Source organism: Staphylococcus lugdunensis (genome assembly GCF_001558775.1).
In the GTDB taxonomy this organism is placed as follows: domain Bacteria; phylum Bacillota; class Bacilli; order Staphylococcales; family Staphylococcaceae; genus Staphylococcus; species Staphylococcus lugdunensis.
This window is the reverse complement of record NZ_CP014022.1, coordinates 335,149-361,255: the sequence shown is the minus strand read 5'-3', so window position 1 is coordinate 361,255 and position 26,107 is coordinate 335,149. Positions and strand designations below refer to the sequence as shown.

22 protein-coding genes and 1 other RNA gene are annotated in these 26,107 nt (G+C 32.3%); 4 read left to right on the top strand and 19 right to left on the bottom strand.

Annotated elements, in window-relative coordinates:
- Position 1: 1 nt before the first annotated feature.
- The 3 genes from pstA to phoU all read left to right on the top strand — a co-directional run bounded on the left by pstA (position 2) and on the right by phoU (position 2,547).
- Positions 2 to 922: a phosphate ABC transporter permease PstA gene (pstA, locus tag AL499_RS01770; RefSeq protein ID WP_002459124.1), complete on the top strand. Its 921-nt coding sequence runs from the start codon at positions 2 to 4 to the stop codon at positions 920 to 922.
- A 69-nt stretch (positions 923 to 991) separates the two neighbouring features.
- Positions 992 to 1,891: a phosphate ABC transporter ATP-binding protein PstB gene (gene pstB, locus AL499_RS01765; protein WP_002459123.1), complete on the top strand. Its 900-nt coding sequence runs from the start codon at positions 992 to 994 to the stop codon at positions 1,889 to 1,891.
- Positions 1,892 to 1,896: 5 nt separating this feature from the next.
- Complete coding sequence (phoU, locus tag AL499_RS01760; RefSeq protein ID WP_002459122.1) at positions 1,897 to 2,547, top strand: phosphate signaling complex protein PhoU; 651 nt, start codon at positions 1,897 to 1,899, stop codon at positions 2,545 to 2,547.
- Between the two features lie 78 nt (positions 2,548 to 2,625).
- Here phoU and pepF read toward each other — a convergent pair whose 3' ends face one another.
- Positions 2,626 to 4,434, bottom strand: a complete 1,809-nt coding sequence (gene pepF / locus AL499_RS01755) for an oligoendopeptidase F (protein ID WP_002492889.1) — start codon at positions 4,432 to 4,434, stop codon at positions 2,626 to 2,628.
- 228 nt (positions 4,435 to 4,662) lie between these two features.
- Here pepF and AL499_RS01750 point away from each other — a divergent pair, with 228 nt between their 5' ends.
- On the top strand, positions 4,663 to 5,037 hold the full coding sequence (locus AL499_RS01750) for a hypothetical protein (protein ID WP_002459120.1): 375 nt from the start codon (positions 4,663 to 4,665) through the stop codon (positions 5,035 to 5,037).
- 263 nt (positions 5,038 to 5,300) lie between these two features.
- Here the strand turns inward: AL499_RS01750 and AL499_RS01745 are convergent, their stop codons facing one another.
- The 18 genes from AL499_RS01745 to AL499_RS01660 form a co-directional block, all read right to left on the bottom strand.
- Positions 5,301 to 6,302 carry a siderophore ABC transporter substrate-binding protein gene (locus AL499_RS01745; protein WP_037540392.1) on the bottom strand — a complete coding sequence of 334 codons (1,002 nt, stop codon included), beginning with the start codon at positions 6,300 to 6,302 and terminating at the stop codon, positions 5,301 to 5,303.
- 59 nt (positions 6,303 to 6,361) lie between these two features.
- On the bottom strand, positions 6,362 to 7,135 hold the full coding sequence (locus tag AL499_RS01740; protein ID WP_002459118.1) for an HAD-IIB family hydrolase: 774 nt from the start codon (positions 7,133 to 7,135) through the stop codon (positions 6,362 to 6,364).
- 591 nt (positions 7,136 to 7,726) lie between these two features.
- Positions 7,727 to 8,986 (bottom strand): aminoacyltransferase, encoded by a 1,260-nt coding sequence (locus AL499_RS01735; protein WP_002491880.1) that lies wholly within the window; start codon positions 8,984 to 8,986, stop codon positions 7,727 to 7,729.
- Between the two features lie 17 nt (positions 8,987 to 9,003).
- Positions 9,004 to 10,263, bottom strand: coding sequence for an aminoacyltransferase (locus AL499_RS01730; RefSeq protein WP_002478197.1), 1,260 nt, complete (start codon positions 10,261 to 10,263; stop codon positions 9,004 to 9,006).
- 649 nt (positions 10,264 to 10,912) lie between these two features.
- Positions 10,913 to 11,653: a tryptophan synthase subunit alpha gene (gene trpA, locus AL499_RS01725; protein WP_002459114.1), complete on the bottom strand. Its 741-nt coding sequence runs from the start codon at positions 11,651 to 11,653 to the stop codon at positions 10,913 to 10,915.
- Positions 11,643 to 12,860 (bottom strand): tryptophan synthase subunit beta, encoded by a 1,218-nt coding sequence (trpB, locus tag AL499_RS01720; RefSeq protein WP_002491871.1) that lies wholly within the window; start codon positions 12,858 to 12,860, stop codon positions 11,643 to 11,645. Before trpB ends, trpA begins: the two co-directional genes overlap by 11 nt.
- Entirely contained in the window at positions 12,853 to 13,488 is a 636-nt protein-coding gene (locus AL499_RS01715; protein WP_002491882.1) for a phosphoribosylanthranilate isomerase, read from the bottom strand. Before AL499_RS01715 ends, trpB begins: the two co-directional genes overlap by 8 nt.
- Complete coding sequence (trpC, locus tag AL499_RS01710) at positions 13,485 to 14,267, bottom strand: indole-3-glycerol phosphate synthase TrpC (protein WP_037540405.1); 783 nt, start codon at positions 14,265 to 14,267, stop codon at positions 13,485 to 13,487. Before trpC ends, AL499_RS01715 begins: the two co-directional genes overlap by 4 nt.
- Positions 14,268 to 14,269: 2 nt before the next feature.
- On the bottom strand, positions 14,270 to 15,271 hold the full coding sequence (gene trpD / locus AL499_RS01705) for an anthranilate phosphoribosyltransferase (protein ID WP_002478193.1): 1,002 nt from the start codon (positions 15,269 to 15,271) through the stop codon (positions 14,270 to 14,272).
- Positions 15,272 to 15,278: 7 nt separating this feature from the next.
- Positions 15,279 to 15,845: an anthranilate synthase component II gene (locus AL499_RS01700; protein ID WP_002491878.1), complete on the bottom strand. Its 567-nt coding sequence runs from the start codon at positions 15,843 to 15,845 to the stop codon at positions 15,279 to 15,281.
- On the bottom strand, positions 15,842 to 17,245 hold the full coding sequence (locus tag AL499_RS01695; RefSeq protein ID WP_002459108.1) for an anthranilate synthase component I: 1,404 nt from the start codon (positions 17,243 to 17,245) through the stop codon (positions 15,842 to 15,844). The genes AL499_RS01700 and AL499_RS01695 overlap by 4 nt, the downstream gene beginning before the upstream one ends.
- An 870-nt stretch (positions 17,246 to 18,115) precedes the next feature.
- The gene (locus tag AL499_RS01690) at positions 18,116 to 18,997 is read right to left on the bottom strand and encodes a 5'-3' exonuclease (protein WP_002459107.1); all 882 of its coding nucleotides are present in this window, start codon (positions 18,995 to 18,997) and stop codon (positions 18,116 to 18,118) included.
- Positions 18,987 to 22,451 carry a dynamin family protein gene (locus AL499_RS01685; RefSeq protein WP_002491875.1) on the bottom strand — a complete coding sequence of 1,155 codons (3,465 nt, stop codon included), beginning with the start codon at positions 22,449 to 22,451 and terminating at the stop codon, positions 18,987 to 18,989. The genes AL499_RS01690 and AL499_RS01685 overlap by 11 nt, the downstream gene beginning before the upstream one ends.
- A 263-nt stretch (positions 22,452 to 22,714) precedes the next feature.
- On the bottom strand, positions 22,715 to 23,350 hold the full coding sequence (locus AL499_RS01680) for an SDR family oxidoreductase (RefSeq protein ID WP_002459105.1): 636 nt from the start codon (positions 23,348 to 23,350) through the stop codon (positions 22,715 to 22,717).
- A gap of 138 nt (positions 23,351 to 23,488) precedes the next feature.
- On the bottom strand, positions 23,489 to 24,619 hold the full coding sequence (locus tag AL499_RS01675; RefSeq protein WP_002491877.1) for a THUMP domain-containing class I SAM-dependent RNA methyltransferase: 1,131 nt from the start codon (positions 24,617 to 24,619) through the stop codon (positions 23,489 to 23,491).
- 131 nt (positions 24,620 to 24,750) lie between these two features.
- An RNA gene (gene rnpB / locus AL499_RS01670) (RNase P RNA component class B) lies at positions 24,751 to 25,135 on the bottom strand.
- 53 nt (positions 25,136 to 25,188) lie between these two features.
- Positions 25,189 to 25,527, bottom strand: a complete 339-nt coding sequence (gpsB, locus tag AL499_RS01665) for a cell division regulator GpsB (RefSeq protein ID WP_002478187.1) — start codon at positions 25,525 to 25,527, stop codon at positions 25,189 to 25,191.
- Positions 25,528 to 25,552: 25 nt separating this feature from the next.
- Complete coding sequence (locus AL499_RS01660) at positions 25,553 to 26,107, bottom strand: SLOG family protein (RefSeq protein ID WP_002459102.1); 555 nt, start codon at positions 26,105 to 26,107, stop codon at positions 25,553 to 25,555.

Below are 26,107 nucleotides of genomic sequence, written 5' to 3'. Positions count from 1 at the left end.
TATGTCATCATCAACAAATATACACAAAAAAGCTTTAGTAGATCAGTCTAAAGTTGAAAAAAATATTAGTACACGCATGACTAAAAATAAAATCAATAAATTTTTATTTTTAGCATGTACGTTGATTGGGTTGCTTTTTTTAGCAGCATTACTTATTGATACCTTAATTAAAGGTGTGGGTCATCTAACGCCTTCATTCTTTACTAATTTTTCATCATCAACACCCTCTCAAGCGGGTATAAAAGGGGCTCTGGTTGGTACATTATGGCTCATGTTAACCATCATACCATTTTCAATTATTTTGGGAGTAGGAACAGCAATTTATCTAGAGGAGTATGCTAAGAAAAATCCATTTACAGATTTTATTAAAGTTTGTATTTCTAATTTAGCTGGTGTACCTTCTGTAGTTTTCGGATTACTTGGATTGACAATCTTTGTTAGAGGTATGAATATTCAAGCCTTATCATTAGGTAATTCAATTTTAGCTGGTGCATTAACCATGACGTTATTAATTTTACCTGTCATTATTGTTGCAGCTCAAGAGGCAATAAGAGCAGTGCCGTCATCAGTTAGAGAAGCATCTTATGGTTTAGGTGCAAACAAGTGGCAAACAATCCGAAAAGTTGTGTTGCCAGCAGCACTACCAGGAATTTTAACTGGCTTTATTCTAGCATTATCTCGTGCTTTAGGTGAAACTGCGCCATTAATTTTAATAGGTATTCCTACAATACTATTGCGTTTACCTAATTCTGTCATGGATCAATTCCAGGCGTTACCAATGGCGATATATAACTGGGCTAAATTACCGCAAGCAGAATTTCAAAATGTTGCTTCAGCAGGAATTATAGTACTTTTAGTTATCTTATTATTAATGAACGGTTTAGCTATTTATTTCCGTAATAAATTTAGTAAAAAGTTCTAATCATGTTGGGTGTTCACGTGAACTAGGGATTTGTTTTTATAGTAATTAGAGAGTGAAGGAGTTTTCAAAATGACAAACAATTTAACTAAAGATAAAGAAAACATAGAACAAGCAGTAGAAAAAAATAATCAACAAACAACCAAAGCACAAAATGATTCAACAATAATAACAACAGAGCATTCAAAAAAAGAAGACCATCTTTCAGATAGTGATAGAAAAGTAGTCTATTCAACACAAAATTTAGATTTGTGGTATGGAGATAATCATGCGTTACAAAATATTAACTTAGACATTTTAGAAAACAACGTTACAGCAATTATTGGACCATCTGGTTGTGGAAAATCGACTTACATTAAAGCGCTCAATCGCATGGTAGAATTAGTACCTTCCGTTAAGACAGCAGGAAAAATATTATATCGTGATAAAAATATTTTTGATGAGAAGTATTCAAAAGAGAAACTACGTACAAATGTTGGTATGGTCTTCCAGCAACCTAATCCATTCCCTAAATCAATTTATGATAATATTACTTATGGCCCGAAAACGCATGGTATTAAAGATAAAAAAATATTAGACGAAATTGTTGAAAAATCGTTACGTGGAGCAGCAATTTGGGATGAATTGAAAGATCGTTTACACATGAACGCATATGGTTTATCTGGCGGTCAACAACAACGTGTTTGTATAGCGAGATGTTTGGCAATTGAACCAGATGTTATTTTAATGGACGAGCCAACTTCAGCCTTAGATCCGATTTCAACGTTAAAAGTCGAGGAACTTGTACAAGAGCTTAAAAAAGATTATTCAATCATTATGGTGACACATAATATGCAACAAGCCGCACGTGTTTCGGATAAAACGGCCTTTTTCTTAAATGGCTATGTTAATGAATATGATGATACGGACAAAATATTCTCTAATCCTTCTGATAAGCAGACGGAAGATTATATTTCTGGACGTTTTGGTTAAAAAATATGACAATTATTCGTCAAAATTATCAAGAACAACTCGATGAATTATTAAAAGATATTCGTCGCATGGGCTTGTATACGTACTTCAATATAAATAATGCAATTGTGTCATTAAGTGAAAAAGACAAAAATTTTGCGCGTCAAGTCATTAATAAAGATAAAGATATTAATAAATTAGATTGTGAAATAAATGAAAAAGTTATTTTACTTATTATGAAACAACAGCCTATTGCTAGCGACTTAAGAATGATGATGGCAGCTTTAAAAATTGCTACTGATTTTGAAAGAATGGGTGATAATGTTGCAAGTATCGCTAATATTCGTTTAAGAGTTAAAATAACGGATGATTACGTGCTTACACGCCTTAAAACAATGGGGAAACTTGCGATGCTTATGCTGCAAGATTTAAATACGGCCGCAAAACATGAAGATATAACATTAATTCGTGAAATTATTGATCGTGATCAAGATATAGATGATTTATATGCTAATATCGTCAATACAACATATTTAATAGATAATGATCCATTTGTGGCTGGGCAAGCACATTTAGCAGCACGTAACTTAGAACGTGTGGGGGACCATGTAACTAATATTGCTGAAAGTGTATATTATTATTTGACGGGAGAACATTTTGATAGCTTTAAACGTTAATATAACAATCAAATGAATGATCACAATAAAAAACAACCACGATGCCTTATTTAAGTTAGGCTTCGTGGTTATTAGTTATTACTGTTGCTCAATGATATTAGTTAAAGCTTCGACTTCATTCACCAGTTTTGAAATATAGGCTATTGTAGATTTTAATGCAGCTTCTGTTGTAATATCAACGCCAGCCATTTTAGCTAATTCAACTGGGGATTTACTGCCACCTGCGCGCAAAGTATTCAACCAAGCATTAACTGCAGGTTGCCCTTCGTTTTTAATTTTTTGAGCTACCACAGTACCAATAGTTAATCCTGCTGAATAAGTATAGGAGTATAGACCCATATAGTAGTGTGGCTGTCTCATCCAAGTTAATTCTGCACCATTGGTTAACTCGACAGCATCACCAAAGAATTGTTCGTAGACATTACGTGTAATATGATTTAATAATGGTGCAGTCAAGGACTCGCCTTGATCAACAAGTTTATACACTTCACGTTGATAAGCCGCTTCAAGTAGATGTGTAACCATATTATGATAATATGTGCGTGATAAAATTGAGCCAATCACCCAGCGTTTAAATTTAGGATCATCACTATGTTCAAATAAATAGTTAGACATGAGCATTTCATTCATAGTTGAAGGTGCTTCGACAAAATACATTGAGGCCTCTGAATCTAAGAAGTGTTGGTTTTCTTGAGCAAGGTTGAAATGACCTGCATGTCCAAGTTCATGAGCTAGGACAAATGTTTCAGTCATTTTTCCAGTCCAAGATATAAAAACATATGAATGTGATAAATAAGGACTTGCACAATAAGCACCTGTTTCTTTACCTTTATTTTGAGCAAAATCAATCCATCGTCTTGCATAGGCTTGTTCAACCATGTCCATATATTCTTCGCCTAGGACGCTTAAGGCACCTCTAATATATGTTTTAGATTCTTCTATTGATATTTCAGGTTCATAGCTTGGATCAACAGAAATTTTCAAATCTTCAAAACGCATTTTTTCTAAGCCATGAATACGTTTTAATAGACGCGCATATTTTTGCATCACGGGTGCTAAATCACTCATGATAACGTCAATTTGGCGATGATACATATCTCTGCTGACTTCCTGATCATGTAATAAAAAATCAATAACAGAGTCATAACCTCTTAAAGTAGCTTCGATTTTTTCTTGTTGTACTTGCATGTTATATGTTGCTGCTGTTGTATGTTGATATTGACGTAAAGCATCACTAAAGTGTTTAAAACTTTGCTGTCTAAAGTTAGGATCAGGGTGGTCTTCATATTCATTTTCAAAAGTAGCATAATCTAGAGGGTAGGTTATACCATCATGTTCAAATGGATGAAAGTGAACATCTAACATTTTTGTAGTGCCGTATAGATCATATGCACTTGAAAACAAAGGCGAAAGTGTCGCAAGTGTCTCTTCAACAGCAGGGGATAATTGATAAGATTTTCTTTGAATCAATTTCTCTATATAGTGTGGGTAAGGAACATTGGCTTGAATTGTTCGTATTTGATTATCTGACAAAGCAAGGAGTTCTGATTCAACGAAAGAAAGCTGACTCGCTATCAAACCCATTGATGTTGAAAATTTCGCGTTTACCTTTTGACCTTCTTCATCTGTAGTATCAACGCTAAGTCTTAGTTCAACATAGTTTGCTAATCGATCTATCGTAATTAAAATATTTTCATATTCATCTAATGCTTTAAGTGTAAGTTGTGTATTTGTAAGTTGAGATTTAAAAGATTGCTGGAAATGTTTTGCACGTTTAGTTGTTTCAGCTAAAGTGTTATAAAAATCATCATCACTTTTAAATAAATCTTGCAAATCCCATGTTTCATTAGTAGGGACATCTTTTCTTAATGGTAATCCTATAGGCATTAATATCACTCCTATGTATTTGTATGTATCATTTATTATACATGAATTTATCAATTTCTTCAGAACCGTTAATAAATAAAAAAGTACATGAAAAGATAGGGGAGTGTACACTTAATTGTAATCGTAAGGCTAAAATTGTGTGATTTCAGTGATAAAGCGATGGTATAATGAATAAAATTTATGATATAGTTATACATAATGTAGATTAAAAGATTAAGGAGTATAATAATGAGTATCTTTGATATGCCTAATTATTTGTGGATAACTATTATAGCGATGGTTATTCTAACAGTTATTTGTACTTTAATACTGCATAAATGGTTTTTTGCTTCAATTGTAACGTTTGTTGTACTTGCAATTCTGGCATTTTTTATACCTAATTTTTATTCTATTTCATACCAACCATTGCTAGGTTATGCTGCATTCTTAGCGATTATGAGTTTAATCTTGAGTTTCTTATTATGGTATAGCACAAGAAATTGGAGACGTGAACGCAAGAAAAAACAATTAGAAAAAGAAATACGTCAAGAATATGCAAATAAACATGAGCAACAACCATTCGATAACAATAATGAAGAAATATTACGTCGAAAAAAGCGTTAACATAAAAAACACATATAGCACAAAGGTGATTTGACTGACATAAATCATCTTTGTGCTTCTTTTTTATTCAATACTATATTTATTAGTTCAATAGATTAGAGGACAGCTTCAGCCGGTAGTCTTCAACCATAAGAGAAGGTAGGTTTGTCAATAACACTTAATGTAACAATAATGAAGCAGGCCATTTCTATTGAAAATTCATAGAAATGGCCTGCTTCAACTTGTCAGAGGCATTTACGTCTCAGTCGGTTTTTGTTGTAGGCTTATTTAAATGCTTGTTTAATTTTAGCTAATTGATCTATCGTTAGTTTGTTTCCGCCTTCACCAAAATACCAAGCGTTAGATTCAAACTGATAAACTTGACCATTTTTAATGGCTTTGACATTTTTTACAACATCATTTTTTAACTCATCTGGCAATTGTTTGTCATTACCTTTTGTACGATTAATAACAAAAATTTTGTCAGGGTTAATTTTTGTTAAGTATTCATTGCTAATAAGATTACCAGCAGAATTAACTTTCATTTGTTTATCAGCATGTTTGATGCCAAGATCATGATTAAGGAAGCCCCCATAACGACCACTTGAAGCAAATGCTTTCATTCCTTTATCATCAACAGCTAAGAATAGCACACGTTCATCTTTAACTGCTTTTTTTGTTTCAGCAACTTGAGTCGAAAGTTTATTGTTTAACTTTTCTGCAGCTTTTTTCTTATCGAAAATTTTTCCCATTAATGTTGTATGTGCTTTAATAGATTTAATATAATCGTCATTATCTGGACTGACAAATAAAATTTTAGCATTTGGGGCAGCTTTTTTCATTTCATCTAATGTTTTGGTATGTGCTTGTCTAAAGGAAGCAAATATAATATCGGGTTTCGCTTTGGCTAACTGATCGAAATTCGGACGTCCAGGATTTCCTAAATTCATGTATTTGTCATTTTTAAATTCAGAGAGGGAAGAAGGGAGGAAAGCGTCACCTTGACCTTTAGCAATAGCTACAATACGATTTTGAACGTTAAGCTGTTGCATGATATCTAAAGCACCGTAATCTAATACGGCAACACGTTTAGGATTAACTGGGACCTCAACTTTTTCTGTTTTCATTTCTCCTTTATCATGAGTATTGTTTTTATCTTTAAATTCATATGTATTCTTGACGGTAATCGTTTTACCATCGTGGTTACTTGAATTATCATCATTCTGACACGCTGCTAATAATAGCAATATTATAAATATCGTACATACTTGTATAATTTTTTTCATAAATAAAACCTCCTAGTTGTCATTATAAATGATATTGATAATCATTTTCAATTAAATCTTTAATTTGTTGCAATATATTTGTCGATTTGATTGCAAATTGCATTAATATCAGCATTTATAACTGAAATATGAGGTTGATTATTTAAATCATCTATATAAAATGTATTATTAGATACAAGTACACCATTAGTAGCATGTTGCAATAGTCCAATATCATTGTGATCATTACCAAATGCAATATAGGGTGCATCATTTTTTAATATTGATTGTAATGTTTTGTATTTATTGATGCCATGCGCTGTAATATCAATATTAGATTCATTTGAATGGTTGATGAGTTCTAAAGTAGTTTGATGTTGCATTAAGTGCTGAGCAATTTCTGAAAAATGATGTGATTTAATATTAAGAAAGATTACCTTTATAGGATGTGTTATTTCATCAAGTTGACGTAACTCAGCCAATTTGTGAGGATCTAAACGAGTATAAATCGTATTATTGGCGTTTACATTTGCTGCATAATCCCAGGCATCATCGACAATATAACTCAAGTTATAATTTACTATTAATTCCTTTATGAGTTCAAAATCATCTTGATTAATATAATCTATGACTTTAATTTTATTATCAGTTGAAATAATAGAACCATTGCCGCCAATCAACGTATTATTTTGAAAATCAGGTATCACTGGCAATAAGTCACGTATAGGTCGTGCTGATGCAAAAATCACTTGGTGGCCGTAAGATTGCAATTGCTTTAGACGACTAATGATTCTATTGTCAATATGTTGACCGTCGAAGCAAAGCGTGCCATCTATGTCGAAAACAAAATTCATAGTAGAAGCTCCTTAGTTAAGATATAAAATAAAGTATAGCATACTTGAAAAAGGTTAGAAGATAGTAAAATACACATAACTTCCTATAATATATATTATGTAAACTAAAATAAAAAACCGAAATAGGGGTGAGCATTTATAAATAGTGAGCAGTTAGTTATAGTTTATTAAGTTTTATCTGCTATATGTATGTGCTCAAGTCATACGAATTGCTTGCTGTGTGAATGAATGCTCATCACAGACAAGTTGAATTTATTGATGTACTTTATAACTAATATTAACTTTACTTGCAAATAAACAGGTTTATTCTAAGCTTTTAACACTATTTTAGCGCATTTAATATGAATCTGTACGTATTTCATTTATATGTATAATAATAAAAAGTATAGTATTAGTAAAAATGCAATTAAAAATTATTGTAGAGTATAGTTGTAATAGTGAAAATATATGCTAATATTAAATTGTAGGACGCAACACGAAACTACATCTCAGATTACTCTGCCTACATCTTGTATCAAGTCTCTATCACTTGATACAAAAAAGAAAAGCATTGTGGTTGTTTACCTTAATGCTTTTCTTCTTAATATCTAGTTACTTTTTGATTTTCTTACGTATACGATCTAATGTTGTGAATAGCCAATATTTAACTTTATTAATTGGTTTATAAAAATCCCCTATTAATTCCTCAATATGAACATTGAAGCCTCGTTTAAAGCGATAAACACCGTAATCTTCACTATCTTTAGTAAAATCACCGGATACTCCATAGAAGTTATACCGATCATAGCCATGTTCAAAGCAATAGTTCATCATATACCAATGCATCATATATGGACCCATAAAATGATTGTATTTTGCTGAAGAACCTCCAGAAAAATAATTTAACTCATAAGCATTAGCAAAGTATACGCCAGCAGCTAAATTTAGTACGGCACCATCAGTTTGACGTAGTTCGCTAGAATTTAAAAGTTCTTTTTTATCGTGATCTATTTGTTTGTCTAATTCTGCAATCTTATTTAGTTGCTTATCACTTTTATTTTCTTTAGTCATCATTTGGTCACGTCGAGCTTCTTTATAATTAATAGCATCTTGTAATGATGAAATATATTCGTCTAAATTTATATATGCTAATGGTACTAAAGCTTTATCACCATATGTATCGATGAAATTGTAGAAATAATCATCTGTTTTAGAAACAAAACCAGTGCGTTCTTCAGTTTCACGATAGAGGTCAAGGAACTGATCAAAGTCGTCTCTACCAAGGAATTTTACCTTAACTCCAAAGTTTATCGCTTTATTTATATTGCGTTTACGTTGACTATCGAATTGTTTTTTTAGTGATTGAGGTGTTTCGTTTTTTAAATATAAAACCCCCATCCACCGCACTTGACTAAAGGAATCATATTTTGTAGTGAATCCATGATGTTCATAGCCGTGAGACTTTAATAAATTAATCATTGCATCGTTTTTGTCATGATTTTCAAGCGGGTTAACATCTTTATCATAGATTTGATAAATCCAATACGGATCTAATTTGACATATAGACATTGATGATGATGTAGGTATTTGTCTAGTTCTTTTAGATAGAAATCAACTAATCCAAGATCGGTATAATCCATGACAGGGCCACGATTAGAATAATAGACATAGCTACCCATTGTTGGTATTTTTGAGAAAAGACTAGCAGCAAGAACTTTATTATTTTCATCTTTTATTCCTAATAATACCACTTGAAAACCATCATTTTCCCTTGTTACGATATTTTCCTTTACTTGGAAGTAATGACTTTCTAATGATGGATTTTGTACAAAGTTTTCATATTCTTTAATTGTTAACTCTGTAAATTTCATAATTAATCCATTCTCCTCTATAGCTTATTTTGAATTCGTTTTAACACTGAATAAAGTTTATACATAGGTTTATTTATAGGTTTTACAAAATCACCAACGTATTCAATCACTTCTGCACCATAACCTTTTTTAAAGCGAATGACACCTGCGTCTTCAGCATCATCTGAGAAGTTTCCACTAATGCCGTAGAAATTATATCTGTCTATGCCGTGTTCGATAGCATAGTTAATCATAGTCCACTGAACCGCGTAACTACCTGCAAAATGACGATATTTATTAGCGGTACCTCCAGCGTAGTATACAACTTCAAACGGATTAATAATAAAGAAACCGGCAGAGATAGGTAACTCATTACCGTGTTCCGCTTGTAACTGATTAGCCTCATTTAACTTTTGTTGATTGGCATCGAGTTGTTGTTGTAGGTTGTCTCGTTTATTATAAGCTTTTTTGTTATCTGGTCGTTTCTCAATGTCTTTAAGTGCTTTGCCTAAATCTTTTTCTAAAGTTTGTCGTTCATTCGTTAGTTCTTCTATATATTCATCAAATTTTAAATATGCTAGAGGCACAAGCACCCTATCTTTATAGTACTTAAACCGATTGTAATAAAATTGGTCGTCTCTATCAGAGAATTCTTTAGATTCTGACGTCTGCTCCATAAATGAACGAAAGATAGGTAGTTCTTCTTCAGTAAGGAACTTTACTTTGACTCCATTTTTTTGAACTTTTTTTGTATTTCTTTTACGTAAACTATCCATATTATTTAAAACATCTTTAGCTGTCTTATCCTTTAAATTAAGAATAGAATGGAATCTGATTTGTAATATTGGATCAAATCCTGTTGTAAAGCCATCATGATGGTATCCGAGTTGTTCCATTTTATTGAAAAACCAATCATTGCCAGCATTTGCCGTTATATTACCGTCATGGTCTCTATATTGATAAGGTAAGTATGGATCTATGCGGACATAGAGACAGTTATACTTTTTTAAATATTTAGTTAGCTCATTAAAGAAAAAATGTACAAGTTCTTGGTTAGCATAATCTATAACTGGGCCTCTATTGCTGTAAAAGTATTTAAAAAACTTCATGACTGGTACAGCTGTCAATAAACATGCTGCAATTACTTCGTTATTATTATTTTTAACACCAACTAAATGTGTTTCTGTTTTTTCGGCAACTTTTAAATTATAGTTACCTGTCATTTGAGTAAAATGACTATATGGCATTTGATCTGTGAAATCACCGAATTCATTTGCTGTTAAATTTGTAAACTTCATTCATATAACTCCTAATTATTATTTGATTAATTTCTAGTATTTAAATGTAGTCAATGAACATCAAAATCTCTAAAATTACTGATATATTCAATTGTAACACCATATGCTAATTGAATTAAGTATACAATAGATACTGGTAAAACTAAAATATTAACAATGATATTGAGTATATCTATTTTAGTTATATTATGATTATAATGAATGCTCAATAATTCGTATTTGATTGAATAAGACGAAATATTTTAAAACAGATGCTTTAAGATCAATTTTGGATATTAATGTAACGTATATATAAAGAAAATCTTTTATTAAAATTTGAACGTCAAAATCTTTTCTTCCGGTTTGGTTCCTTAAGAGGTACTATTTGAATGTATTAAAACGTCAATTTATATTGTTAGCATATATTTTTATACACTCGGTACCTCCTTCATTTAGTTTAGTGAAGTCTATTAAATAAGATGAAATAATGTCAATAAATTAGCCAGTAAATGAATTAACAAAAAACTCATTTACTGGCTAATTTTTCTGGCCCCAATTCGTCCGCTTCGAGTGGTATTGACTTTGAATTTTGTAAGCTTTGCATTTATTTATGCATGCTAATGATTGAGTATAATTATCTCAGTAAGGTAATTATAAAACGGATTTAGGGTTAATCAAATTGACTGCTTAATCTTTGGCGAATTGAGTTGATGTAAGTGATAATGTCCTCTTGAGACTGAGATTTTAAGCGTTTTACAATTTCACTTCCAATGACAACACCGTCTGCATATTGAATGATTTCGCTAACTTGTTCAGGTGTACGTATACCAAATCCACAGACAACAGGAATTTGCGTAATAGACTTTAATAGCGCTAATTTTTGCTTTAATTCAGGATGAAATGATTCATTTTGACCTGTTACAGCGTTCATAGTTACTGTATAAATAAAACCTTCTGCATGTGTGGCAATTTCTCTTATACGTTCTTCAGGGGCTGTCATAGCTACTAATGAAATTATTTTAACTGAATAGTTAGTCACTTGTTCTTTTAATTTCTCAGTGAGTTCAAATGGTAAATCTGGAATAATTAAACCATATACCCCTGCTTCTTCGCATGATTTAAAGAATGCTTCTATACCGTAAGTCATGACAATATTATAATAAGTCATAAGGATATAGTTTGCTTTAATTTGATGTTGGTTCTGTTTAAGTTGTTCAAATATAGTATCAATAGTTACATTATCTTTAATAGCTTGGTTGGCTGCCTTCATAATGATTGGTCCATCGGCAACAGGATCTGAAAATGGTACACCAATCTCAATGTAATCAGCGCCATGTTCACTTAATAATTTGACATGTTGAATGAAATCTTTATCTCCCATTACATATGGAATAAATAATTTATTGTGCATGGCTATCACCTCTTTGTTGAATGTATTGTCTTATAGTTTCCATGTCTTTATCACCACGACCAGAAATCGTCACCACAAGCAACTGATCCTTATCCATTTGTGGCGCTAATTTTTCAACATAACTTAAAGCATGCGCGCTTTCTATGGCAGGGATAATGCCTTCATCTTTAGTAAAACGGATGAGTGCTTCCATTGCTTCTGTGTCAGTTGCATTCGTATAATGGACTCTACCAATATCGTTATAGTATGAATGTTCTGGACCAATGCCGGGATAATCTAAGCCAGCTGAAATAGAATGTGCAAGTTCTATTTGACCGTGTCTATCTTGAATAAGATACATTTTTGCGCCATGTAGTACACCTGGTTTACCTTTGCCTATAGCAAGTGCATGTTTGTTTGTATTTGCACCTTCCCCAGCAGCTTCAACACCATATAATTGGACTTCATCTTTTATAAAAGGATAAAATGTTCCTATCGCGTTAGAGCCACCTCCAACACAAGCAACAACGGCATTAGGCAAGCGGCCTTCTTTTTCTAATATTTGTGTTTTAATTTCATTTCCGATAACACTTTGAAAATCTCTTACTATCGTAGGAAATGGATCAGGTCCTAGTGCTGAACCGAGTAAATAATGTGTATCATCAACATGACTAACCCAGTATTGTAATGCTTTATTAACGGCGTCTGATAATGTCCCTTGACCATCTTCAACTGAGACTACCTTTGCGCCTAAGAGTTCCATACGAAACGCGTTTAGTTGTTGACGTTGGATATCTTCTTTCCCCATAAATACAATTAGTTCCATATCGAATAATGCTGCAACGGTTGCACTTGCTACACCATGTTGTCCTGCACCAGTTTCCGCTACCAATTTACGTTTGCCCATACGTTTTGCCAGTAAAGCTTGTCCAAGCGCATTATTTATTTTATGAGCACCAGTGTGATTTAAATCTTCACGTTTTAAATATATCTTTGCGCCGCCTAAACGTTGTGTGTAAGATTGTGCAAAGGTTAATGGTGTGGCTCGACCTACGTATTCAGTTAAATAATCATTTAGCTCTTGTTGAAATTGAGGATCTTTTTTTGCTTTATTATAAGCTTGTTTTAATTCTAATACTGCTGGCATTAATGTTTCTGGTACAAATTGTCCACCGTATTCGCCAAAAAAACCTAATTGATCTGCTTCTGTTTGAATATTGTTATACATGATAAATCGCTCCTTTAACATGTTGAATGATTGCTTTCATTTTATTTAAATCTTTATGATTGTCTGTTTCTATACCGCTAGAAATATCGTATCCAGCATGGCTCAAATTTAAGGTTTCAATATATTTTATTTTGTTCAACGTAAGCCCACCAGCTATTAAATAATTTATATCTGTAGGTAAAGACTTTAAAATCTGCCAATCATATGACTGTCCTGTGCCACCATATGAAGCAGATGGAGTATCAATAATAAAACTATCTGCAACCTCTCGATAATATTTAATTTGTTTAAGTAGTTGTGAGTTAGCAGGTAAAGCTTTAATTATTTTAATATTCTTGAAATTCTGTTTAGTTTTAGAGATAAGTTTAATATTTTCAGTTCCATGAAACTGTACGCAATTAATCTGCGCATATTGAAGTATATATTGCAAATTGTCCCATGATGGATTAACGACGACTAATACACATTCAATTGCTTTGGGAATTAGCTGTGATAAATAAGCGATTGTATCAGCTTGAATATGACGCTTACTTTTATCATAATAAACCATTCCTAGTGCATCGATGTTGAGTTGTTGTGCATTTAAAATATCTTGTTTTGTTTGGAAACCGCAAAATTTTAATTTCATAAATTTACCTTTTCTAACATAAGACTTGGCAAGAATTCAGAGATATTTGTGCAATTCATTAAAGCACCGCCAATGAGTATACCAGATATTCCTGTCTGTACTATTGATAGCACGTCTTCTCTCGAATGGATACCACTTTCAGAAATGTAGAATCTGCCAGAATGTTTTTGACGTAATATTTGATTGGTATGTTCTACATGAGTGTTAAAAGTTGTTAAATCCCTATTATTAATTCCGATTAATGATGCATTAAGTTGATGCGCACGTTGTAATTCTTTAATGCTGTGGACCTCAACCAGTACTTCCAAACCTAGTTTATGTGCATATTTGTAAAGTTGTTTTAGTTTACTATCTGTTAAACAATGAACGATTAGTAATATCATTGAGGCCCCAGCTTTCTTTGCAACATCGATTTGTATCGTATCAATAATAAAATCTTTACAAAGTATAGGAAGTGTTGTATGGCTGTATAAGTTTTGTAGACGTTCAAAGCTTCCATCGAAATAATGTTCATCCGTTAATATAGAAATTGCAGCTGCGCCATTAGCCTCATATTCTTGAACTTGTTTAACTAAATCTTTTACATTGAATTTTGGAACTGAAGGACTTTTCGTTTTAATTTCAGCAATGATAGATAAATGTTTACTTTTGCTAAGTGTAGATTTAAATGTAGGCTTATTTATTGGCGTTAAATCTTTTAATGATTTTAGTTTGTTGTCATAGTAACCATTAGCTAATAGTCTTTTTTTATAATCGACAATTTCAGTTAAAATAGTCATCATTACGCATTCCCTTCTACAATTAAGCATTGTTTCATAGCAAGTCCATTGTCTATTAAATACTCAGCTATTGATATTCCAGCTTGAATGCTATGTACTTTTTCAGCGACATAAAGTGCAATTGCTGCATTAAGGACGACAACATCTCTTTTTGATGATCTGTCTTTTCCGTTTAGAATATCTAAGGTAATACGTCTATTTTCTTCTGGGCTACCTCCTTTAAGTTCGCTATCAGGTGCATATGAAAATCCTAAGTCTTGTGCATTTAATGTGTAGTGGTTTACGTTACCATTTTCATCTAGTTCATAAATTAAATTATTACCTGATAATGTGGCTTCATCCATGCCGTGCGCACCATGTAAGACAATTGCTCTACGTCGTCCTAAATCTTTTAAAGTATGGATGATTGAGTCCAATTGGTTTGGATCAAAGACCCCCATAACTTGATAAGTCAGTGCAAAAGGATTAATAATAGGACCTATTAAATTAAAAAATGTCGGTTTACCAATCATTTTTCTTACTGGTTGAATATATTTCATTACAGGATATGCTTCAGGTGCACTTACAAAGGCTAAACCTTTATTATCTAAGCGTTGACTTACGTCTTCAACTTTGGTTGTTTGAATATTAAGTTGTTGTAGTAAATCAGTGCTGCCAGAATGTGATGTTATACTTTTGTTTCCATGTTTAATAATTGGCACGCCTGCTGCTGCAACAATAAATGCAACGGTTGTAGAAATATTAAAACTATTTGATTTATCTCCGCCAGTGCCACAGACACACATTGCACCTGGGTAGGATGGTTGGACAGGGTACATCGTTTGAATTAAGCTGCGAACCAGATGTGTTAATTCTTTCTGTTGTAGTTCTCTGTCTGTAAATGTTTGTAACAATTCAACTTTGTCATGGTTTTCCACTTTGGGATCAATGAGTATTTTAATCAAGTTGTTAGCATCTGCTTGAGAAAATGGGTGATGGTTAGTTAGTGATTCTGTTGATTTCATATTGTTGTTAGCCTTTCTGTGTGATGTTTAAGAAATTAGTAATAATTTGTTCTCCATAATCGGTGGCGAATGATTCTGGATGATATTGTATGCCATAATGCGGACGTTTATTGTGCTCATATGATTGAATAGAATCTTCCGTTTTTCCTGTAATGATTAAATTTTTAGGAAAATGATTGGCATCTGAAATAAGTGAATGGTAACGCATGATATTAAATGACGAAGGACACCCTTTATACAATAATGATGAATAAGTTTGGTGCATAATATCGACTTTACCATGCATGACAGTGTCAGATTGGATTACTCGACCACCGTAATAACAAGTCAACGCTTGTGCGCCTAAACAAACGCCTAATATTGGTAAATTTTTGTATGTTTCTATTATTTGTAACAGATAATTGTTATCTAAAGGATGGCCTGGACCAGGGGAAATAATAACACCAGATACCGTTTCTTGATATGTTAATGCATCTGGATCGTCAGGATATTTTACGATGACATTTTGATGTTTTGACACTATGTCAACTAAGTTATAGGTAAATGAATCATAGTTATCGATAATTAATATCATGGTGTGACCTCCAATAAACTTTTTGCTTTTAATTGCGTTTCTCGTAATTCTTTTTCAGGAATCGAATCATAAACAACACCGCAACCTGCTTCAACATGAACTTCTTTGTCATCTATTAGCATTGTACGTATAGCAAGTGCAAAATCTAAATCTTGATTACAATTTATGTAGCCAATGCCCCCACTATAGATGCCACGTTTATATGGGTGGCTTTCATAAATCCGTTGAATAGCACGTAATTTTGGTGCGCCTGATACAGTGCCAGTTGGCAATAAACTTGCAATTATAGTCATCGGTGATAATGATTTATCGACATTGCCTCGTACTTCACTAACGATATGCATCACATGCTCGTATTTTTCAATTTCCATAAGTTTTAATATGCTGGTTGAACCTGGTAGCGCTATTCTATTGATATCATTTCTACCTAAGTCAACAAGCATACTGTGCTCGCTGCGCTCTTTAGAATCATTGAGTAGTTGTTGTGCATGAGCTAAATCTTCATCTGGTGTTGTACCACGTTGAATTGTTCCAGCTATAGGATTAGTGTAAACTTTATCTTTATGAACTTTGACAAAGCTTTCAGGAGAACTACCTATGATAATAGGCTCATCCATATTAATATAGTACATGTAAGGACTTGGATTTTGTCTTTTCAAATTTTGATACAATTGAAATGTTAATTGATGTAACTGATTGCCAAAGTGATGTTGATAACTGTAGATGCGTGATGGGACAACTTGAAACATATCTCCAGATTGAATTTTTTGTTTATATTGGCTAATCATATTTAAAAACGATGTTTTATCAATATTACTTGTTATAACTTTATGATGTTGAAAATCAATAGTTTGATGAAGCGGTTGAATATTGTAGAGTCTTTTTATATTATTCTCAACACGTGCTTCTAATTGTTCTTGTGATGCTAATGAAAATTGATTGGTCGCAATGACATACAAATCATCTTTATAATGATCAAATACATATACATCTTCAATCATGAAAAATCTTGCATCATGTTCATTGTTTAACTTGAGTGGTGTTTTTTTCAAAATTGGAAATTCATGGCGTGCTAAATCAAAACTACATGAACCAATAAATCCTGAAATAAAGGGTAAGTCCTGCAAGTCAGAATGCGATATGGACTCATTAAATTGATTTATATAATTTTTAAAATAATCATAAAAATGAGTTGTTATCGTTTCTGATTGTTGCTGCGTCTTAATTTCTAAAAAATCATCATATAGTGTTATTGTGCCGTAATAATCTAAAGCAACAATTGAGTAGCGACCTTTGACCTGAGTTTGATTAGCACTTTCTAAAATAATCTTTTTCGTACTTAATTGTGCAAGTGCTTCTGGCGTCATCGTTGCCTTCAAAACTTTGTAATAAATTTTCATTTTAAGCTCCTTCCATAAAAAAACAGCATCCTCTATACAAAAGGACGCTGTTGCGCGGTACCACCTTGATTAACAATATAGGTTAGATATTGTTCACTTTAAAATATAATATTGATAAAATTTACTGAACCCAATTTCATCATTCAAGGTGTTAGTTTTCATCAACCACTAACTTTCTAAAACTACCGTATAAACAACTACTAATTTCAGTAATTAAAGCGTAAAAAAACACGTTAACGCTAAACACATAAGGACGCGTTACCGTGGTGCCACCTTAATTAACAATATACATTGTTCACTCATTAATATAGTCATATTTTAAACTTTGAAGACCCAATTCATTTAACACGCCGTGCTAATTTACATCACCCATTAGCTTTCTTATTGTTACGTAACGTAAAACTACTTATCCTTCAAATTATCTGATAATTCTTATATTTCAGTATATTACATCACCTTTTTAATAATGTCAACCCTTGTTCATAATATGGTTAAAATTAAAAAAGATTATTTTATTAGAGTTGTTTATAATTAATTATGTGCGTCTCCCATTGTCTATAAATAAGAGTCATTAACATCATTCATTTTGAATTCGTATTACGCAAGGTCAACTAGACTTGAAAAAAGCTTGGTATAAGCGTATTTTCAAGCCAGTCAACACTGCCACTTTATATAGTTCATAGTCTAAACATAATGATGTCCCAAACGGTTCTTTATTTGTAATGCTTCGTATTTTATGGTTTCGCTTTCCTAGGGTGTTGTCTCAGTTTCGGCTCTAACTAGCATTACTTCCTCAAGCGTCATGCAATATACGATATATATGTGTGTGTGATTTTACAACTTTTGTTTTTTACTTTTAAATTATGTTACTTAACTAAAGTTAGTCGCAAGATATTTACCTGAGACAAATAGTTCATGTTCATTACAAATTGACAATATATTTTGTAACGTATTGGCGTATGTCATTTTATCAAATAATGACTCCGTATCTAGTGGTACGTTGGTATATATTTCAGCAAGTTGTTTAGAAAGTTTTAAGTCATCAATATGACTATTAATCTTTGTTTGTTGGCCTTGGGTTAGCTTACTAATATTACTAAGGACACCTTCGACACTTTGATGTTCTTTTATTAACTTAAGTGCCGTTTTTTCACCTATACCTTTAACGCCGGGATAGCCGTCTGCTGTATCTCCCATGAAAGCTTTAACATCAATGAATTGCTTTGGTGTAATTCCATAATCTTCAAGAAAACGTTCAAGTGTGTAACGATTATATATATTAAAGCCTTTTTTGGTTAACCAAACTTCTACATTAGGATTGATACATTGCAATATATCTTTGTCCCCAGTAATAATAAATACCTCATTTTGATCTGAATAAGTTTGGGCTAAGCTACCTATAACATCATCAGCTTCATAATTGACAACACCAATATTTACAAAACCAAACTGAGTTGCGATTTCTTTGACATAATCAAATTGTGGAATGAGTTCATTTGGTGGTGCAGGACGGTTTTGCTTATATGAAGCATACATTTGATTTCTAAATGTTTCTTGTCCCATATCCCAGCAAACTGCAACATGACTTGGTGCTATATCATGAATAGCTGAAAAAATGTGTCTTACAAAACCTTGAACGCCATTTGTAGGTATACCTTTCGAATTATACATAAATTGATTGTGTAAGCTTGTTGCGTAAAAATGTCTAAATAATAATGCCATACCATCTACTAGTAATACTCTATTCGTCATAAGTGTGGCCTTCTTTCCCTTGTAAAATATGATCTAATTGACGCGCTGCTTGTTCTATAGATGTGATAAGTTGATTGTCCAGTTTAAATGATAAAAGTGTTTGAATTTGTGTCTGTACTTCGTTTTCTAAGTCTAAAAATACATGTTCGTATTGATCTTCCATGTCCTTTATGACATTTTGGAGCTTGTGACGTAAGTCGTTTAAACCATTTTGTATTAAATGTAAGGTTTGCTGTGCAATATTTTGTTGTATTTTTCTTTGAATATTATGATTTAAAATATTACGTTTTGTTAGATTTTTAGGTAATACCTTTAACATATCTTCTAATTCAATAGTAAGTTTCGGTGTATTGCTAATTTCAATATTAATATTTAGTTCAGGTTGAATGAAAATATGAACTTGTTCTAATTTTTTTAATACTGGAGATAGTTGACGTTCTATATCATGTTGGAAATGTTTTTTAATTCGTTCAGTAATAAGTGTTTGTTCTAAGTAAAAACGTTGGTGAATTTGAGTTAAATAGTCTTTTGTGGCGTCTGACTTTTGTTTTGAGAAGTCAGGATGCTGAGTCAATTGACTATTAAAAACACTTTTAACGTCGTCTAATAATTGCAATTTTAATCTATCATTTAAATAATAAATTTGGTCATCAATTTCATTAATAGATAATTGACTTGATGTTGTTATGAGTTGTGTAGCAACATGTGTTTCTTGCTGATATTGTTGTAATTTATTATTTCGAGTTCTTAGTTGTGCTTCATTGTTATAATAATCATCAATTAATTCTGCATAGGCCTGTTTAATTTGTGCTAATTGATGTATCATTTGTGTTTCTAAAATAGACTTTGCTTCTACTTTTGCAAAATAATCAATACTATCTCTTAAGTTAATGATGCCTTCATCTTTTCTTTTAAGGCCGATGCGACTTGATACTGTATAAATTTCAGACTTTAAACCTACCTGATTTAAAGCATTAAAAACATATTCTTTTACACTATCAATGTCATTTTTTGATTCTGCTAAGTCAATTGCATTTACTATCATTTTAAACGATTGATGATCATTTAATTGATTCATTGCCTTCATGTGTTCTATAAAGGCCTTATCATTATCTGTAAATGAGTGATTAAAGTAGCTAACATAGAGAATTAAATCTGCCGAAGTTAAAATTTGTTCAGTTTCATTAGTATGACGTTGGTTATTTGAATGTAAACCTAATGAATCAACAATAATTTTATCCTGTAACCATTCGATTGGCAGTTTTAAGTGTACAGTTTTTACGAAAGCGGCATACGCATCTTCAGAACTCCATTTTTTAATTTCTGCTTGTTCAATATTATGTTTTGTACCTTGAGTGAGCATAGTTTGATACAATGAAGCATGTTTTTCAATAGCATTGATAAATGCAAGTTGATTTTTAGGTAATTTTTGTTTGATTTGATTTAAATCACTTTTTAACAGTGCTTCAAGACTATCAAATGATAAGTGATGATACTTCAGTATATCGTTTAATTCGGCTACTAATTGGTCATTTGTTTTTAACGTGATATAACTTTGTTCACCATATGACAATTCGGTAGTGGCTGCAGTTGTAGGATTAGGAGAACTAACTAAATATGTATCTCCAAGTAAAGCATTAATTAAACTGCTTTTTCCTGCACTAAATGTGCCAAATACTGCTATTTTTACTATGTTTTGGTTCATGCGTTTTAAAGTGTCTTGAATATCCATTTTTGTTTGTTCAAAAAGTGGTATATCTTTTATGATGTTTAAGTCTTCAGCTATATCGGCATGTTGTGTTTTTTCTTTATGCTTAACTGTTTCAATATGATTGTGTTCATGTGAATCTGTAGTTTCTGATAACATATAATTTGTTTCGGTACGTCCGATGAGTTTATCTAAAGAATCATCCAAATGTATATAATAATGACGATAATTCTTTGTTGTGAGAGACTCTTTTAACTGTTTTAATTCAATAAACCGTTCATAAATCGTTAAATCATTGTCTGCATCATCAGATAAATCGTTAGCTTGAGCATACTTAGATGCCTGCTCAAATAATGGTTCAGATTCTTGTTCTACAAATTTACGAATGGCCTTTAATGTATCATCAGAAAATGTAAGTACATAGGTATTACTAATTGCTGTTTGAGGTTGGTATAAAGATGATACCAAGGCTTCATCGATGTGATAATGTTGATTTAATATGTTTGAAGTTACTGTACTATTATTGATGAAGCGCGTTAAAAAGGACATATCTTCTCGCATAGGTTGACGAATTTGCTGATTGACTTTGTCTTGTAACATATCGATTACAAGTTTAAGGCGACGTTGTTGTTCCGCTTCCTTCTTTTTCTTCTTATTTAGAAAACCGTGCACTTTAAAATCTTTTGACATACTTTCTAGATAAAATCGTATTTGTTCACGCATATCGTGTGTCATGATATATGCATTTTCAAGTATGTCTTTCCGTTTCATTTTAAGAAAACGCAATAATTCTTGTGGATTATTTAACATCTTTGCTTCTTCGCTTACAGCTTGATTTTGTTGAAAACGTAAATATGCTTCTTGAAAATCTTGTTCCTCAATATCCAAAGTTTCTAAAATATTTTGAAGCTCACTTTGAATATATGACAGTTGTGAATGCGCGATAAAATCTAATGTTCGCTCGACGTATTGATTGATGGATTCTCTATGTTCATCCATAGTTACTAAGTCACGTGACAGGTCTTTTAATTGATTATGTGGATGTTCAAATTTAGAGACATAGTAAATTTGCTCTACATTGATATCCCATTCTTTAATGGATTGTGCTACCTTTTTCTTAAATGTATCGAAGCTTAGTTCTTCTTCCTGGTGTTTATCAATTTGATTAATAACAAATACTACAGGCAATCCTGCTTCGTTCATCCGTTTTAAAAATTTGAAATTCAAAGCTGATTGCACATGATTGTAGTCGACTGTATAAACGATAAGATTGCTTGTATACATATATTGTTCGGTTGAAGATAAATGTGTTGATATATTTGAATCTACACCAGGTGTATCTTGCAATGTAAATCCTGGTTTGAATTTTGTTGAGTTAATTGCAATTTCTATTGATTCGACATCTACATTTAACCTATTCATCTGTTTGACTTCATCATACGTCTTAAGTCTGGTATATTGCTGACCGGTAATATTAGCAATAATCCCCTCTTCTTCTGCAACAGACACAATGGCTGTATTACTTGTTGTTGGAACAGGAGAACTTGGTAGTATATCTTGTTCTAATAGTAAATTGATAAGTGTAGATTTACCGGCTGAAAAATGACCGACAAATGAAATGGTAAATTGATTTAAATATACTTTTTTAATAACTTGGTTAATTGTGTTAATTAATTGTTTGTTGTTAGATTTTTCTATTTCTTTTTTTAGTTTATATAAATGGTCTAATTGACTTTGATTTATCATAAGCGCTTCCCCTTTGTCACAGTACATAGCTTTATTTTACAAATAAATACGTGCATTAATAAAGTGAAAATGGCTGGAAAATGAATATAAACAAAAAGAATTACAGTCAAAAATGATTTCAATGTTTTTCACAACAACGATTAAGAACGCAAAGCGCTTAATAAAACACTTTACGTTCTTGAAAATTTTATTGAGTTTTTTTAAAAGTTGATGTGGCTGTACAGCTTTAATTTAATTATTTTGCGACATAGTGACTTGGATTACTACATCCATGCTGGTTTGTCTCCATCAGTATTTGGCTTGTTTACGCCAATATTTTCTTTGGAGTGCAGCGATGGATTTTTTGCTATTTTAACTGCTAAATTAGCAACACTTTTTCTTGATACTTCTGTACCTTTAAATTGCTCTCCTTTTTGGGTCACTTCATAATCGGTTTCATTTTTAAATGTAAACCAGGCTGGACGAATAATTGTATAGTCTAAATTTGAAGCTTCGATAATATCAGCTGCTTTACGGTATTTTAGCAATTTATTACCAAATTGTTCTTTATTAAATTGATTGAATTTATCTGGTAATTCATCATAAATTCCTGGAGCAGCGATAAAGATAAGGCGAGAAACATTTTTTTGTGCCATTGCATTTACAATAGCTGTTGCTTCAGCGTCCATAGAGCCTGATAGACTAGCAAAGACAACATCTACTTTATCCAGCGCTTTAACGATATCTTGTTCATTTTTAGCGTCACCTTCATATACCGTGATGCGATTTGATCTATAGTCGGGTATACGATGCGCATTTCTTAAAAATAAATCTACATTATAAGTTGTATTTTCCAAAAATATTTTAGTAGCTTCAATGGAAACTTTACCATTGGCACCGATAATTAAAACAGTCTTCATATTTATCTCTCCTAACTATGATGTAATTCTTCTGTATATGTTAACTAAAAACTCAGTTATCCTTACTTTACAATAGTAATGATAAGAGTGCGAATGAATTATTTGTGACTAAATTTATTATTGCAGATAACTCATATGTTAATATTGCGGTTTTTTACCCCAATATTGATAATAATTACATTCGATATAACCGTTAAATAATTTACGACGTTTTGTCGCTTTACGATTAGCTAAAAACTCAAATTCTTTATTGCTCGTTAAAATGTAAGTTGATAACAAGGGATGCTGTGCCATCAATTTACCAATGTAACGATACATTGTTTCGACCTCTTCTCTATCGCCGATACGTTCACCATATGGTGGATTGCCTATTAATGCCATTGGTTCTTCACGATGAATAGTTAGTGTATTCACATCTTTAACTTCAAATTGAATGATATCACTTAATCCTACCTCTGCAGCGTTACGTTTAGCAATTTCAATCATATCTGGATCGATATCATAGGCATAGACTTCGACTTCTTTATCATAATCTGCTTGTTGGTCGGCTTCGTTACGCAGTTTTTCATAAAGATCTTCTGGAATAATATGCCATGCTTCAGATACAAATTCCCTATTAAACCCTGGCGCAATATTTTGTGCTATAAGACATGCTTCAATAGCTATTGTTCCTGAACCACAAAAAGGATCGATTAATGGTGTTTGTCCTGTCCAATTTGCTAATTTTATCAAACTTGCAGCTAAAGTTTCTTTTATAGGTGCTTCACCTTGAGCTAAACGATAACCCCGTTTATTTAGCCCAGAACCAGAGGTATCTATCGTTAATAACACATTATCTTTTAAAATCGATACTTCCACAGGGAATTTTGCACCTGTTTCATTTAGCCATCCAGATTCTTGATAAGCATATTTTAAGCGTTCAACAATCGCTTTTTTAGTTATAGCTTGGCAATCAGGTACGCTGTAGAGTGTTGATTTAACGCTTTTTCCTTGGACTGGAAAGCTGCCATCTTTATCAATAATAGTTTCCCATGGTAATGATTTTGTTTGTTCAAATAATTGTTCGAAAGTTGTCGCATTAAAACGACCAACTACAATTTTTACTCGATCAGCGGTACGTAACCAAAGATTGCATTTTACTATGGCAGATTCATCGCCTTCAAAGAATATACGCCCGTTTTCTACCTGAGTTTCATAGCCTAGGTCTTGAATTTCTTTTGCGACCACTGCTTCTAATCCCATTGGACAAACAGCTAATAATTGAAACATGTTTAATCTCCTTTAATTAAGTGATTTCAAAGTCTATTTTAACGAATAATCATAGTTCTGAATAGTTTAGTAATGAAATTACATGAAAAAAGCTCTCCGCACAAAGGGAGAGCTAAACTAGTAAATGATATTTCTGTAAGCCATGTTCTGTTCCGTTGTACTCATAATGTGTACTAGCTGCACTGGTACGCGGGTGGTAATCATCTGTCTACCTATCATCTTATTTCAGATGAAATGTGTCTCGTTTATACGTTGAATTCCGCTAAACAAGTGCTCCTACCTAATTTGGATTGCTCACTCGAGGGGTTTACCGCGTTCCACCTTTTATATTTCTATAAAAGCTACGTCACTGTGGCACTTTCAAATTAATTTAACCTTATCTGATGACTTAGGTTATTTCATTGCCGTCAAATTAATGCCTTGATTTATTATTTCATCAAGCACGAACACTACAATCATCTCAGATTGTGTGAGCATGGACTTTCCTCTATATTGCTATAGCGATTACCCAAAATATCACTTTTGCGATTATACCATATTATATTTCTTAGTAACAAACGTAAATGTCTTTATTTACCAAATACAGCTTTTTCAAGATTTGAAATTCTTTTTAAAATATCGACGTTATTGTTGTTAGAGTTGGCACTGCCAGAAGCGAAAGATTTGTTGTCTTGGGGTCTAGATGTTGCTACACGTAATCTTAATTCTTCCAGTTCTTTTTTTAATTTGTTATTTTCTTCTGATAATTTTACAACTTCACTGTTCATATCTGCCATCTTTTGATAGTCAGTAATAATGTCATCCAGAAAAGCGTCTACTTCTTCTCTTCTGTAGCCACGTGCCATAGTTTTTTCGAAATCTTTCTCATAAATATCTTTAGCTGATAGCTTTAAAGATACATCTGCCATTTTATCCACCTCATTTTTCAAAACTTTAATCTTCAGCCCACTGTAAATCATTAATGAAATCTTGTAATTCATCAAACGTCACAATATCACAAGTATAGTTTGTTTTAGACATAAAATCAACTAACATCGCTTTAAAAAACTTGGGACTCCCCTCTTGCTCTTCATCATAAATAAGTAGCGTCAAATCAGAATGTTCCAGCATAAAGCGGTCAGCCTGTTTAAACTGAAAAGCCCCCTTATATTGACTATGATAAATACTATCCACATAATCTGCTTTGGCTACCAGTTGGTTATAGACTAATTGATTTTGCTCATTCCAGCGTTGCGTATGACCTTCAAATGGTGTGATAATCGCTAATTTTAGTTCGGGATATTGTGCTTTCAACTCAATAACAACTTGAGCTGTCCACAGTTCTATACCCATTTGACCTTGAATTAACACCCATTCTAGTCCTTCATCAAGATAATTTATTAATTTATGACGTATAAATTGTTTTAAATAATAAACTTCCGGAGCGTCATCTTTAAAAATATTCAACTCAAATGATTTATAACCAGTTATATAAATTGTTTTTACCAT